Here is a 13,466-nt window from a genome sequence, read left to right as displayed (position 1 = left end):
AAAATACGCACTTCCGATTTAACCGGAAATGCGTATCATAAACGTTAATCACATTAGTTGTCTAAAGCTTTTTTCAGTGACTCGATGTTTTTCTTCATTAATGATTGATAAGTAACATCTTTATCTTTTGATTCATCTTTTGTTAAAACTGATAAGTTGTGGAATGGTAATGGTTTCGTGTTAGTTTCTTTTCTGATGATATCTGTCACTTTAGAAGTGATGTTTTGTTCGTATAATACATATGGTTGTTTTTCTTTCTTGATATCAGAAACGATAGCCATTAATTCTTTTTGTGTTGGTTCATCGTTGTTCATGCCATTAATACCTTCTTGTTCGAAGTCATAACGTTTAGCTAAGTAAGCTAATGAATCGTGAGAGATAATCACTTTGTCGCGTTTTTTGTTTTTAGAAACGTCTTTTAATTCTTTATCTACATCTGAGATGTCTTGAACTAATTTTTTGTAGTTCTTTTCGTAGTAATCTTTGTGATCAGGGTCTTTTTTCACAAATTCATCTTTGATTTCTTTCGCAAATGTTTTATCTGCTACTGGATCTAACCAAATATGTGGATCGTATTTGCCGTGGTGATGATGGTGTTCTTCGTGATCACCATGCTCTTCATGTTCACCGTGTTCTTCATGATCACCGTGTTCGTGGTGTTCACCTTCTTCGTGGTCACCATGTTCATGTTCGTGTTCATGCTCATGTTCTTCACCAGGAAGAATCGCGTTTTTGTCTAAGCCTTTTGTTAACTCAAGCACTTTCTTGTTGTCTTTAATTGTTTTCGCAATTTTACCCGCTGCTGGGTCCATTTCTTTGTCTGTATAAATAAATAAGTCGCCTTTAGAAATGTTCATGATTTCTTTTTGTGTTGGTTCAAAACTATGTAAGTCTGTACCTGGTGGGTAAATTGATTTCACATCTGCATATTTACCGCCGATTTGATCCGCAAAACTTTGGAATGCGAATACAGTTGTGTTAACTTTCATCTTATTGCTTTCGCTGTACTTAGCATCTTTACTGTCTTTATTACCGCTGTCTTTGCTGCTGTCACCATTACCGCAAGCTGCTAATACAACTGTTAAGACTAAAGATAACATTATGAAAAGTGTCTTTTTCATCTTAAAAGGTCCCTCCAAATCGTAATCATTATGTTTTAAACTATACCCTTAAATACACTAAATTGCAATGGTATTCATGAAATCTTTTAGATTCTCAGAATTCTGAAATTTTCAACCTAATATTTTATAATTAAAAAACAGTTAGGTTCACTATTCATATACACATTAAAGAGAAAAGTACTCTTTTTAATTTGGTGCTAATTATTTTGTAAATTTATAAATTAAAGAAAACGCTTACATTAAAGAAAACATATAATTTTTGTAATAACCCTTGTTTCTGACCCGCTTTGTTTTGTACCATTTAGATAGGAGTAACATTAAATAGATAAAGGGGATTATGACTATGACAGATTTAAAGCAAGGCGACCATAAGTTCTTTATTGGGGAAGAAAGTTCACCGAGCGCCATCATTGAATTCAGAGATGAGCAAGAAAATGTGATTGATATTTTCCATACTGCTGTCAGTGATGAATTAGGCGGCCAAGGTATCGGAACGAAACTCGTTGAAAAAGTAGTAGATTACGCGAATGCAAATCAACTTAAAATCACTGCGAGCTGTTCATTCGCAAGACGTGTGATTGAACAATTCCCAGAGTTTAAACTATTCTTAGCTGGTAAGGAATAACACTTACATAAACTAAAGAGAAGCACCTAAAGTTCAAACGGCTTTAGGTGCTTCTTTTGTTACGCTTATTCTTTTATCCATTTTGCAGCAAATACATATTATAATAGATGCCTTTTTGCGCAAGTAATTCTTCATGAGTACCCCGTTCGACTATCTCACCTTGATTTAACACTAAAATTTGATTTGCATCTTGAATCGTCGACAATCGATGTGCAATTGCGAGCGTTGTACGTCCCTTACGCATATCTTTCAATGAGTTTTGTATTTGCTCTTCTGTTTCAGAATCAATAAAAGCAGTTGCTTCATCTAAAATAAGAATTTTAGGATCAATTGCCATCGTTCTCGCAAATGCGATTAATTGACGTTCACCACTAGAGAATGCACTACCCTTCTCTATTACTTTATGCTCATATTGATCTGGCAGTTGTTCAATAAAGCGATCAGCATGCACAAATTCTGCAGCAGCTTTTGCTTGTTCGAATGTCATTGTTGGATGATATAAGCGGATGTTAGATAAGACTGTTCCATAGAAGATAAACGGATCCTGCAGAACTAGCCCTACTTTTTGTTTCAATTCTTGCTTTGGAATTGATTTGATAGATTGACCATCAATTAATATTTCACCTTGATGAAATTCATAAAAGCGCATAAATAAATTAATAATCGTACTTTTACCAGAACCTGTATGGCCTACAAGCGCTATTGTTTCACCAGGATTAGCAGTAAATGTAATATGTTTTAATACATTGTGTTCTCCATCATAACTGAAGGTTACATCTTTAAATTCAATTTTACCTTTTGTGATATGATGGTCAGCGATTTCATTTTGTTTAGGTTCTAATGTGTCGTTATCTAGTAATGTAAAGACACGGTTAGCTGCGACAATAGCTTGTTGGAATATATTCAAATTTTGACTGACTTGGTTAATGGGTTCGAAGAAGCGCTGCATATATTGTACGAACGCATAAACAACCCCTGCCGTCACAGTCGAAGAGAAGCTTAATAATCCGAAATAACTTAGTATCATTACTGTCGCAAAGATACTTAACATACCGATGGCTGGACGTAATAATAGACCATCTAGGCGAATCGTTTTCAAGTTATATTGATAGTGCTCTTCGTTAATTTCATCAAATTCTTTTTGTAGTCTGCGTTCTTGGTTAAAGACTTGAATCATACGGATACCTTCAATAGATTCGGCAAGTTTCGCGTTCAAATCAGATAACCGTTGACGTGCTTGCGCAAAGAATATTGAAGCATATTTACGATATAAAGCTAAAATAATAATAATAATCGGCATAAAACATAAAGCCATTAACGCAAGTCTGACATCTAGAATAAACATCATAATAAAACTTGAAATGACTGTAAATAATGCCATCATAAAGGAAGAAAACACCCCGACAAACATGTTAACGATGGCTTCTGTGTCATTCGTTAATCGTGACACGATACTTCCACTTGGCACCTCATCAAAATACTTCATGCCGAGTTCGCCCATTTTATCAAACGCATCAATACGTAATTGTTGGATAATTTTAAATGCGAAGTTTTGGAACATATAAATGTTAATATATGTTGTTATCGCACCAATCAATTCAATGCTGATAAAGATAACAATCATCCAAATGATTTCATGTTGCGGAAAGTGTCTTGGTGTTAAGTAATCATCAATAAACACTTTCACAATATAAGGCACTGCCACACCTGCTGCTGTGGAAATCCCAAGCATCACAAAGGCAGCTAAAATCAACCATTTAAACGGAAAGGTATAACGCATCAAGCGCATTAATGTATGCCACTGATCACGCGCACTGAGTTGATTATCACCATGCATTTTCTGTCTTCTAGCCATGATAATCACCCTCCTCTTCATGTGCCGCTTCATCTAACTTTTTAGTTAATTGATCGCGTAATTGTTGTGACTGATAAGTTTTCGCATACCAACCTTGATTGCGCATCAATTGTTCATGTGTCCCTTGTTCTGCCACTGTACCTTCATCCATCACGATAATTAAATCCGCATGACTCACTGCACTCATACGATGGGCAGTAATAATATTCGTTTTGCCTTGTCTTTGGTCTCTCATATTATTAAGAATATGTTCTTCTGTATCTGCATCAACTGCTGACAAAGAGTCATCAAACATCAAGACAGGCGGATCCGAAATGACTGCACGTGCGATAGAAACACGTTGTTTTTGACCTCCTGATAATGAAACACCACGTTCTCCAACAACCGTGTCATACCCTTGAGGGAAATTTAAAATATCATGATGAACATAGCTGGTCTCAGCTGCTTGTTGAATTTGTTGTTCTGTACTATTCGGTACCGCAAAAGCAATATTTTCTCGGATAGTTGTAGAGAATAAGAAGTTGTCTTGCGGTACATAACCAAACATTGCACGTAAATGTTGGATTTCATAATCACGGATTGGAATACCGCCATAAGTAATATCTTCAGGACGTTGCGTATCAAATTCACGTACTAATAGTCGTAATAACGTACTCTTTCCTGAACTTGTACGCCCAACTATACCGACAGTCATACCTTCTTCAATAGTAAAGTGTACATCTCTTAACGAAGGATGTTCACTGCTCGGGAAAGTAAAAGATTTAATTTGATAAGTGATGGGTCCTGATGGATAACCATTTACTTTATAAGTTAAATCTATTTCATTTTCCGTGTCTAAAATACCACTAATTCTTTCATAGGATGCATGACCTCTTTGAATAATATTAAAGAAGAAACCTAACGCAAGTAACGGCCATACTAGCATACCAAGATACGTTGTTGCAGTAATTAACTGACCCAACGTAATTGTATGATTGAAAATCATAAATGTCCCAAACACTAATGCAAGGAAGTAACTTGTACCAATCACTAACATAATCGTTGGACTGAATAAGGCATCAATTTGCGCAACTTTTAAATTTTTTCGAACCACATCATCACTGATAGTTTTAAAGTCCTTTTGGTCACTTTTTTCATAACCCATTGTTTTAGTAACTTTAATACCAGCAATACTTTCTTGTGTCTTATCATTTAAACGACTGAATGCCGCTTGTGCTTTTTTAAAGCCTTTGCTCATCAAACGACCATAATAACTTGTTAATAAGACTAAAATAGGTAAAGGCAGCATAATTATCAACGTCAATTTCCAGTTGATTGTCAGTGCCATCGTAATTAAAATTGATGTTCCTGTAATTAAAGAGTCGCCAATCATTAACACACCTGGACCTGCGGCACCTTGAACAGCATTAATATCATTGGTCGCATGGGCCATCAAGTCACCTGTTCGACGTCTTTGGAAGAAAGATGGACTCATAGAAGTATATTTCTCATATAAACGGTTACGCAAAATCTTCCCTAACTTATTACTTGTTCCAAAAATCAGAACACGCCAAGAGTAGCGTAGAATATAAATCATCACTGCCGCAAAAGCAAGTATCATCATATAAGTAAATAGCTGCCTTCCCGTTAAACGATCAGCTGCAATCGCATCAATCGTTTTACCGATGATTTGCGGCGGAATAAGCTGAAATAATGCGATAAAGAGTAATACTAATAGCCCGCCAATATACTTCAACTTCTCTTGTTTAAAAAACCAGCTTAAATGCATAAACACTTTCATCTCATCACTTCCTCCTTTCTTTTATCTTTTTATTTATCAACAGCATTTTAGTTGACTCTTGTTTGTGCATCTCCTGTTTCTAATACTTCCATAGTACTGTTCAATCCGCCTTCAGCAAGATTTTTTACAGCTTCGTGTGTAAAGAATGCGATGTGAGGAGAAGCTAACACATCATCACGTTCAATCAACTCTAGTAAGGTTTCATCTTGAACCTCTCTATTTGAAAAATCTCTTCGGAAATATTGCGCCTCATTTTCATACGTATCGATAACAGCACCCGCTACTTTACCACTATTCAATGCATCTAGCAAAGCTTGTGTCTCAACAACCATACCACGTGCGCAGTTGACAAAGATCACACCATCTTTCAACTGATTAAATGTTGCTTGATTAAACATATGGTACGTCTCTTTATTTCCCGGGACATGAAGTGAAACGATATCTGCTTGTGCGATTGCCTCTTCTAACGAATCTTTAAATTCAACAATATTTTCTAATTCCGGCTTATCTTCGATATCGTAACCAACAACTTTACAACCGAAATTTGAGAACAATTGCGCTGAAATACTGCCGATGCGTCCTACACCGATAATCGCTACAGTTAAGTCTTTGACAGGACGTGAAATCAATGGTGCATCCCATACAAAGTTATGATTCTCCATACGTTGTTTGATAAGTGGCAACTGTCTCACAAAATACAAAGCGCCTGTGACTGCATATTCAGCAATAGAACTTGGTGAATAGCTGGGTACTGTTGTAATGATTAAATTATGTGCTTTGGCTTCTTCTAAGTCATACATATCGAATCCAGCACTACGTTGTGCAATTTGTTTAATACCATAGCTTTCTAATTTACTATAAATCTCAGGATTGAATGGCCCATTATGAGATAATGATAAGCCATCATATCCTTTTACTTGTTCAATATTGTCCATAGTTAAAGGATTGCTTTCATAATCCACTTCTACTTGGTGTTCTGCTGACCAATTTTTAATTGCGTCAATTTCATAAGGTGCAACATCAAACATTTTTATTCTTACCATCTTAAAACTCCCCTTTAATATGTATTACATCTTTATAAATCAAGAATATAGGTAATATTATAGCATTGAAACAAAGGTAAGAAACACAAGATTCAGACAATTAAAATAAAAAGACTCAAGCTGTTAAAGCTCAAGTCTTTCCTAAATAACTATTCAAGCCATTCAATGACATCTTCATATGCTTGACGAGTTTTGACACGTTTCGGATCTTCTGCACGATAACCGAAAGCTACCATAACGGATGGTAAGAACTCATCTTCATTCATAATTCCTTCATCAGAAAGCAATTGTGTGACTTCTTTCATACTGAAACCTTCAATTGGACAAGAGTCTACACCTAAAAATGCGGCTACTGACATCATATTACCTAAGGCAATGTATGTTTGTTTACTTGCCCAGTCCCATAATGAACGTTCACTTTCATATAAATCCAAGCTATCATTTTGGAACATTTCATAACGTTTATTCATATCTTCTAATACATCATCTAGTACATTTTTTATTTTTTTCATAATATGTGTTAAATATTCTGTACCCGGACGTACGTTTTTACGCGCAAGTAAAATCACAAAGTGTGAGGCTGTATCTAATTGGCCTTGTGCACCCCAAGATACTTTTTTTAATTTTTGACGTAAGTCTTCATTTTGAACGACTAAAAAGCGCCATGGTTCCGCACCGATTGAGCTTGGTGAAAGACGTCCAGCTTCAATAATGGTATGGAAATCTTCTGCACCCACTTTTTTGTCTGGATTAAAACGTTTTGTCGCATGTCTAAAATTAAATGCTTGTAAAATTTGATCGCGTATTGCTTGTTGTTCCATTACTATTTTCGCTCCTCATCTTATGTAGTCACCTATAGTATAGTGAACCTACCAAGGAGTCTAAAGGAAAATGCTTGTGGTTACTGTTTTTGAAGTCTTTCAACAAATGCCACATATTCATCAGCATTTTCTGCAAGAGTCGCAAAATTATCGATGTCATCCGTTTGGTAAATCGCATGAATGCCAAAGAAATGGCCACCGATTAAATTAACAACACCTTTTAATGGATTACAAATTTCGTCAATCGTATACCCTATCGGTCCATCTTCTTTATAATGTGCTTTTGGTTGGCCGCATGAAATGGCTAATGCGAAATGTTTTCCTTTTAAAGCGTCACCGCCATCAAACGCAAAACCATGTGTATAGACTTCATCGAACCATTGCTGTAAAAGTGGCGGATAACTCATCCAAAACATGGGATATTGAAAGATAATATAATCATGTTTCTGTAATAACGCTTGCTCATATTCAACATCAATGTTTCCATCTGGATAAGTTTGATACAAGTCATGTACCGTCACTAAATCAGAACGATCTTCTAATGTTTTCTTCCATACTTGATTAACGTCGCCTTCTTGAATATCAGGATGTGCAATAATTACTAATGTGGACATGATAATCCTTCCTTTCATTCAAAATAAAAATGAGATGTACCCCGAAGTCATCTCATTTTAAGTCGTACTATTTAGTTATTCCCCTTTGGTCTCCATCATTAACTTTGTGTAATAGAATAAGAATACAATAATCATACTGATAGACATTGATTTCAACAGACTATTCATCATTGTACCGATATCTGTCAGGTAAAACGTAATGGCTGAGTTAATGAAGAAAGCAATAAAAATGTATAGTAATCTTGTTATCATATCCCATCATCCCCTTTTGACTAGTTTACCCATAAAAGATACAAATTGCAATATGTATTTTGAATTTTGTGACAACTTATGTTTTTATAAATAAAAACACGCAACCTTTTTCAGGTTGCGTGTTTCTAGAATTTATCAATTTAACTTTTAATGAAATTTACATATTCATCAGGCAATTATGATTTAACTTGTGAGTCACCGAAGATTTTACGTTTGATTGCTTCACCTGTCGGTGTACCTGCTAAACCACCAAGACCAGTTTCACGTAATTCAGCTGGTAAGTTACGTCCAACTTTATCCATAGCTTCAATTACTTCATCTACTGGGATACGGCTTTCCACGCCAGCTAATGCTAAGTCAGCTGAGATTAATGCGTTACCTGAACCGATTGCGTTACGCATTACACATGGAATTTCTACTAAACCAGCAACTGGGTCACAAACTAGACCTAATAAGTTACTGATTGCGATAGCCATTGCTTGACCTGAAGCTTCTGGTTTACCGCCGAATGTTTCAACTGCAGCTGCTGCAGCAATAGCTGATGCTGAACCAACTTCAGCTTGGCAACCGCCTGTTGCGCCAGCAACACTTGCGTTGTTTGCTACAACACGGCCGAAGATAGCTGCTGTGAATAAGAAGTCCACCATTTGATCTTCAGTTAAGCCATGTGTTTTTTCTAATTTGAATAGTGTACCTGGAATTGTACCGGAGGAACCAGCTGTTGGAGTAGCACAAATGATACCCATTGCTGCGTTCACTTCGTTTGTCGCAACTGCACCCATAACGGCACTCATCATTTCATTACCTGAAAGCGCATGGTTGTTTTCGTTATAGTTTTTAATTTTAATTGCGTCTTGACCAGTATACCCTGTTACACTTTTAACGCCTTCGCCAGTTGTCCCTTTTTCAACTGCGTCGCGCATTACTTGTAAGTTTTGTCTCATTTGTTCACGGATTTCATCACGTGATTTCCCACTTAATTCTTTCTCTTCTTCAATCATAATTTCTGAGAATTTCATATCATGTTTATTCGCATAATCTATGATCTCTTTAATTGAATCAAACATACATTACACCTCTTTATTTTATATATGCAAAGTTTAAGTCGCTATATTTCTCTCTTAAATCGCTAAGTGCTTCTTCTGGTAAGGCTTTGTTTAAGTGTAAAGCCATTAAACAGCCATCTGGATTAATCGTTTTGATTTCTTCGTTGATGTCTGCACCGTGTTCGATTAAATCATTGATTAAATGGTTGATTGTCGCATTGTCAGTTGGTCCATCGATTTCTAATAATGGTAAGCCGTGGTTCATTAGAATACATTGACCATTGACGTTAATGCTTTTAATTTTAATAGTTCCGCCACCGATTGAGATTCCGTTCAATTCGATGTGACGATCACCTTGTTTTGCTTTAATTAATGCACAGTTAGGATGCTCTCCTAAACTTCTTCCTGTTTCTTCGATGAAACGAACATCGATACCATCGTTTTTAGCAATGTTTACTGCATTGCTGATACGTTCGTCGAAAGTGCTGAATCCTAGTAAGCCACCAACGATTGCAACGTCTGTACCGTGTCCTAAGTGTGTTTGTGCAAATGATTCATAATAATGAACTTCAATATCTTCAGGTTCTCCTTGAAGTACCATTCTTGCTGCGTTACCGATTTTTACTGCACCTGCAGTGTGTGAACTTGATGGTCCCATCATAACTGGACCTATTATATCAAATGCGCTTTGGTAATCATGTTTACGTGCCATAGCGTATTGTCATCTCCTTAATCTCTTTATAAGAAATGCTTAATTAATTTGCTTTTGACGGTTCTGCTTTGCCTTCAGGTAATTTGTCTGATAGTTTCTTGAAGTTGATTTTGCTCATAATCTTACCTAAAATCCAACCAAGGATAATTGCTGTCACGATAACAGCTGCGATAGTAATAAGTGATGGAATTGGTTTGTTAAATCCAAACAATACAATTGCACCAGCTATTGGTGTTGCCATTCCCGTTACATTAATAACTAAACCTGCAATCGTAACAATTGTCGCTGTAAACATACCGACTATGGCGTTTGCGCCGTAAAGTTGAATCGGATATTTTGCGATTGTATCGATTTGTGTTAAAGGTTCTACTGCAACTGCGAAGGCTTTACCTAAGCCGCCGATTTTAAGTGCTCTGAACATCATAAAGTTAACGAATGATGAACCTGTAGTTGTTAATGCACCGATAGCCATCGGAACACCTGTTAAACCAAGTAAACTTGTTAATACCATAGAACTTAATGGCGTCATACCTACCACCGGAATGATTAAGCCTAAAATAATTGCTAAAGCGTAAGGATTATTGTCACCAACTGCTGTAATCGCACCACCGATTTGTCTTAACACAGCCATTACTCCTGGTGAAATTAATCCGCCGATTCCGAATGCTAATGCCGGAGCGACTAAGATTACGACAATTAAGTCTAAGCCTTCTGGTACTTTTTTCTCGATCAATTTAATCAAGAAGCTCACTAAGTAAGCAGCGATAAATGCCGGTAATAATTTTTGATCATGTAAAACTAAACCAATGATAACTGCGAAGACTGGAGAGATTCCCAATTTCAAACCAGTTAAAATACCTACTGCAATACCACTTAAGCTTCCTGCTAAGTCTCCAATTCTTTGGAAGAATTCCAAGTGGAACACGCCACCGATCGCATAACTTAAGAATGCTTGCGGTAAAAATGTTGCACATGCTGCACCTGAAAGTGCTTGTAGCCCCTGTTTACCATAAGGAGCAAATTTTAAGAATAACGACATTGCTAGAAGGACTAGCAACAACGTCCCAGTTCCCAAAATAATATCCATGCCAAATGACCTCTTTTCCTACTATATATTTAATTTTCCTACCACCGACATCATACTACCTTTGATAAAGTGTTTTCAATACCTTTTGCAAACATTTTGTGAACAAATTGCGAATAATTTCACAAACTCTTTATTATGACTATTATTACTCTTTATTTTTAAATATAAAGAGTAATTATAATCATAACGTTTATAAAGTTGTCACAATTAGTTTAAACGATAGCAATTAATTTAAACACTTACCATTAATAAAAATAATCTTGTTAACCCTAAAACAACATTAAAAGACTCCCTTTAGACTTTTATTGTTATTTGTCTATACAAATTATTTTCCATTAGCAACTATAACACTTTAGTAAATAACTTTAAACCAACAAATTCGGGTGATTTTATCGGGTAAAAGCTAAAATGCTTGATACCGTAGGATTTTGAGCAATTTAATACCTAAAAAGTTCTAATATACTGAAAATTTACGAAGTTTATCCTTTTTTAAACTCAATTTTAAGTTAGCTTAATATTCCTATGCCATGCTTGAAGTGAAGAAATTGATGATAACGCCGAATCACTGCGGAAAGCAATACTATCCCATAAAGCCGTACACCAGAAATCTATCTCTCACATATCCGCATGTGTATATCAATTTTCTTCGTTGTCGTTTTGTCTGTTTCATCCGACAGTTTATACCTCATACTCATAACACCATGGATGACATGACACTTTCATTTTGAAATAGGAGTGTTGTTTTCATGCCTATGAAGTTAAGTAAAAAGAAAAGCTTGCTTCATGTTTCTACGCTAGTTTTAAGCGGTTTACTATTCTTTAATATGCCTGGAGTGATGAATGCTGCTGAAAGTCATGATTACGCAAATGAACAGTCCGCTGAATTATCCGCTTTGGTCGAAAATACTGATACTGCTCAAACAACTGAAACATTTATCCCTACATCGCATCCAACTGATGTGGCTCAAGCTGCTGATGTTGAACCCGATCCTTCCCTTGCAGAAAATGTTTCAAAGACAAATGTCGCAGATGCAGAAAGAAATCGTAAAGAAGCAGATACTGAGTCCACAACCTCAAAAGCAACAGCAGGACAAACCTATGCGCATCAAGCATCAGCAACAACTTCAAAAAGTGAAGATGCAGGCTCACACTATCAGGGTGAAACCGCATCATACGCTGACTTGCCAGAAACAGGACACGTTGACCATCCAGAATCGGGTGCTGTCATAGCCATTATTATGAGTATTGTTGTCTCTACTATTGCCCTTATTCACGTATGCAGACAAAATGCACGTTCAGTTGTCCCAAACCGAGATGACGTTTGATTGAAAAATCCCTAGTATATCATTTCTAAAATCCCTAAAAAAACAGACTTAGAAACCTGTCTTTTCTCCCTTTCTTTAAGACATTGTTTCTAAGTCTGTTTATTTTTTATTCATTTTTAGATAAGCGCACACTAGAGTCTCTGACATTTAACTGTGCCATTAACCAATCTGATTGAATTTGTTCACTTTCTCCTTCAAAAAATTGTTTTAAGCGTGCAAAAATTGATGCGCCGATAGTTTCAGCATGAATACCTACAACGGTTAATGACGGATAATGTACTTTATTCCAACTATTCTCTTCTAATGTAACAATTGCAACATCTTCAGGCACTTTTAATTCCTTTGTTTTAAGTGCTTGTAAAATACCAGACAACATCGCATGATTCGAAGCAATCAATGCAGTTGGATGATTTGATTGCGCAAAGAGTTGCTGGACAGTGTCATAGCCGTATTTTTCTGTAGCTTGTAAACTTAAATCAGTATATTGATATGAAATTAGTCGTTCATCCATTTGTTGTTCAAAATCTTCTAATGCTGCTTTATATCCCATTCTTGTATCAGCTGTTGCACTAGAAGCAGGATTACCTAAAATTAAAGCGATTGATTGATGGTTTTGTTTCAATAAATGTTCAGCAGCTTGATAGGCTGTATCTTCATGATTTAATCCAATGTAAGGTATCTGTTCATCCTCAATTTGATTATCAATAATTACCATTGGAATGTCTCTCCAACGTTTTGAAATACGCATTTGTGCTGAAACTGGCGAAACAATAATACCATCTACTTGTTGTGATACAAACCAATCAATCAGTTCATCTTGACGTTGTACTTGTTCATTAGATGCCATCGCAATAATTCGAATAGACTCTGAACCTTGTTGATGCTCAATCGCATCAATGACAGAGGCATAATAAGCATCGTGTCTCGGTATAATAAATGCGATTGTTTTAATACTTTCTCCGCGTAAAGATTGAATATATCGACTCGGTTCATAGCCTAACATTTCTAATGCTTCCACTACACGTGCACGTGCTTGATCATTAGAAACATGCTTTTTATCTTCTAATATTTGATTGACCGTCGCAATCGACAAGCCAGAAATTCTCGCAATATCATGTAAGGTCGGTTGTGTTTTCTTCATTTTCTTTCAAACTCCTTGAATCAGTTGAATTGTTGTTTATTCTT

General features: G+C 36.1%; 13 protein-coding genes. 2 read left to right on the top strand and 11 right to left on the bottom strand.

What is annotated here, in order from left to right:
• Window positions 1–53: 53 nt before the first annotated feature.
• Window positions 54–1,121 carry a metal ABC transporter solute-binding protein, Zn/Mn family gene (locus CD112_RS03855; protein ID WP_002479807.1) on the bottom strand — a complete coding sequence of 356 codons (1,068 nt, stop codon included), beginning with the start codon at window positions 1,119–1,121 and terminating at the stop codon, window positions 54–56.
• 343 nt (window positions 1,122–1,464) lie between these two features.
• Between CD112_RS03855 and CD112_RS03850 the strand changes: the two genes are divergently transcribed.
• Window positions 1,465–1,746: a GNAT family N-acetyltransferase gene (locus CD112_RS03850; protein ID WP_002479808.1), complete on the top strand. Its 282-nt coding sequence runs from the start codon at window positions 1,465–1,467 to the stop codon at window positions 1,744–1,746.
• A gap of 73 nt (window positions 1,747–1,819) precedes the next feature.
• Here the strand turns inward: CD112_RS03850 and CD112_RS03845 are convergent, their stop codons facing one another.
• From CD112_RS03845 to CD112_RS03810, 9 genes are all read right to left on the bottom strand, one after another.
• Entirely contained in the window at window positions 1,820–3,601 is a 1,782-nt protein-coding gene (locus tag CD112_RS03845; protein WP_373364852.1) for an ABC transporter ATP-binding protein, read from the bottom strand.
• Window positions 3,594–5,381: an ABC transporter ATP-binding protein gene (locus CD112_RS03840; RefSeq protein WP_103363891.1), complete on the bottom strand. Its 1,788-nt coding sequence runs from the start codon at window positions 5,379–5,381 to the stop codon at window positions 3,594–3,596. Before CD112_RS03840 ends, CD112_RS03845 begins: the two co-directional genes overlap by 8 nt.
• Before the next feature lie 47 nt (window positions 5,382–5,428).
• A complete protein-coding gene (locus tag CD112_RS03835) occupies window positions 5,429–6,424 on the bottom strand; it encodes a D-2-hydroxyacid dehydrogenase (RefSeq protein WP_103363890.1) in 996 nt (331 codons plus the stop codon).
• Window positions 6,425–6,573: 149 nt separating this feature from the next.
• Window positions 6,574–7,245 carry an NAD(P)H-dependent oxidoreductase gene (locus tag CD112_RS03830; protein ID WP_103363889.1) on the bottom strand — a complete coding sequence of 224 codons (672 nt, stop codon included), beginning with the start codon at window positions 7,243–7,245 and terminating at the stop codon, window positions 6,574–6,576.
• Window positions 7,246–7,325: 80 nt separating this feature from the next.
• Entirely contained in the window at window positions 7,326–7,859 is a 534-nt protein-coding gene (locus CD112_RS03825; protein ID WP_070848191.1) for an NAD(P)H-dependent oxidoreductase, read from the bottom strand.
• A 75-nt stretch (window positions 7,860–7,934) separates the two neighbouring features.
• Window positions 7,935–8,111, bottom strand: a complete 177-nt coding sequence (locus CD112_RS13560; RefSeq protein ID WP_002479814.1) for a hypothetical protein — start codon at window positions 8,109–8,111, stop codon at window positions 7,935–7,937.
• A 176-nt stretch (window positions 8,112–8,287) separates the two neighbouring features.
• The gene (sdaAA, locus tag CD112_RS03820) at window positions 8,288–9,178 is read right to left on the bottom strand and encodes an L-serine ammonia-lyase, iron-sulfur-dependent, subunit alpha (protein ID WP_002479815.1); all 891 of its coding nucleotides are present in this window, start codon (window positions 9,176–9,178) and stop codon (window positions 8,288–8,290) included.
• A 13-nt stretch (window positions 9,179–9,191) separates the two neighbouring features.
• Entirely contained in the window at window positions 9,192–9,869 is a 678-nt protein-coding gene (gene sdaAB / locus CD112_RS03815) for an L-serine ammonia-lyase, iron-sulfur-dependent subunit beta (RefSeq protein WP_002479816.1), read from the bottom strand.
• 43 nt (window positions 9,870–9,912) lie between these two features.
• On the bottom strand, window positions 9,913–10,956 hold the full coding sequence (locus CD112_RS03810) for a PTS sugar transporter subunit IIC (protein ID WP_002479817.1): 1,044 nt from the start codon (window positions 10,954–10,956) through the stop codon (window positions 9,913–9,915).
• A 746-nt stretch (window positions 10,957–11,702) separates the two neighbouring features.
• Between CD112_RS03810 and CD112_RS03805 the strand changes: the two genes are divergently transcribed.
• Window positions 11,703–12,281 (top strand): prolipoprotein diacylglyceryl transferase, encoded by a 579-nt coding sequence (locus tag CD112_RS03805; RefSeq protein WP_103363888.1) that lies wholly within the window; start codon window positions 11,703–11,705, stop codon window positions 12,279–12,281.
• A gap of 106 nt (window positions 12,282–12,387) precedes the next feature.
• On the opposite strand, the gene CD112_RS03800 is transcribed toward CD112_RS03805, so the two are convergent.
• Window positions 12,388–13,422 carry a LacI family DNA-binding transcriptional regulator gene (locus CD112_RS03800; protein WP_103363887.1) on the bottom strand — a complete coding sequence of 345 codons (1,035 nt, stop codon included), beginning with the start codon at window positions 13,420–13,422 and terminating at the stop codon, window positions 12,388–12,390.
• Between the last annotated feature and the right edge of the window lie 44 nt (window positions 13,423–13,466).

It is taken from the genome of Staphylococcus simulans (genome assembly GCF_002902285.1).
GTDB classification, from domain to species: Bacteria; Bacillota; Bacilli; order Staphylococcales; family Staphylococcaceae; genus Staphylococcus; species Staphylococcus simulans.
This window is presented reverse-complemented; position numbering and strand designations above follow the sequence as displayed.

Excerpts from the sequence above, each read along its gene's own strand:
- CD112_RS03855 (WP_002479807.1), bottom strand. The coding sequence starts at position 1,121 with ATGAAAAAGACACTTTTCATAATGTTATCTTTAGTCTTAACAGTTGTA.
- CD112_RS03850 (WP_002479808.1), top strand. The coding sequence starts at position 1,465 with ATGACAGATTTAAAGCAAGGCGACCATAAGTTCTTTATTGGGGAAGAA.
- CD112_RS03845 (WP_373364852.1), bottom strand. The coding sequence starts at position 3,601 with ATGGCTAGAAGACAGAAAATGCATGGTGATAATCAACTCAGTGCGCGT.
- CD112_RS03840 (WP_103363891.1), bottom strand. The coding sequence starts at position 5,381 with ATGAAAGTGTTTATGCATTTAAGCTGGTTTTTTAAACAAGAGAAGTTG.
- CD112_RS03835 (WP_103363890.1), bottom strand. The coding sequence starts at position 6,424 with ATGGTAAGAATAAAAATGTTTGATGTTGCACCTTATGAAATTGACGCA.
- CD112_RS03830 (WP_103363889.1), bottom strand. The coding sequence starts at position 7,245 with ATGGAACAACAAGCAATACGCGATCAAATTTTACAAGCATTTAATTTT.
- CD112_RS03825 (WP_070848191.1), bottom strand. The coding sequence starts at position 7,859 with ATGTCCACATTAGTAATTATTGCACATCCTGATATTCAAGAAGGCGAC.
- CD112_RS13560 (WP_002479814.1), bottom strand. The coding sequence starts at position 8,111 with ATGATAACAAGATTACTATACATTTTTATTGCTTTCTTCATTAACTCA.
- sdaAA (WP_002479815.1), bottom strand. The coding sequence starts at position 9,178 with ATGTTTGATTCAATTAAAGAGATCATAGATTATGCGAATAAACATGAT.
- sdaAB (WP_002479816.1), bottom strand. The coding sequence starts at position 9,869 with ATGGCACGTAAACATGATTACCAAAGCGCATTTGATATAATAGGTCCA.
- CD112_RS03810 (WP_002479817.1), bottom strand. The coding sequence starts at position 10,956 with ATGGATATTATTTTGGGAACTGGGACGTTGTTGCTAGTCCTTCTAGCA.
- CD112_RS03805 (WP_103363888.1), top strand. The coding sequence starts at position 11,703 with ATGCCTATGAAGTTAAGTAAAAAGAAAAGCTTGCTTCATGTTTCTACG.
- CD112_RS03800 (WP_103363887.1), bottom strand. The coding sequence starts at position 13,422 with ATGAAGAAAACACAACCGACCTTACATGATATTGCGAGAATTTCTGGC.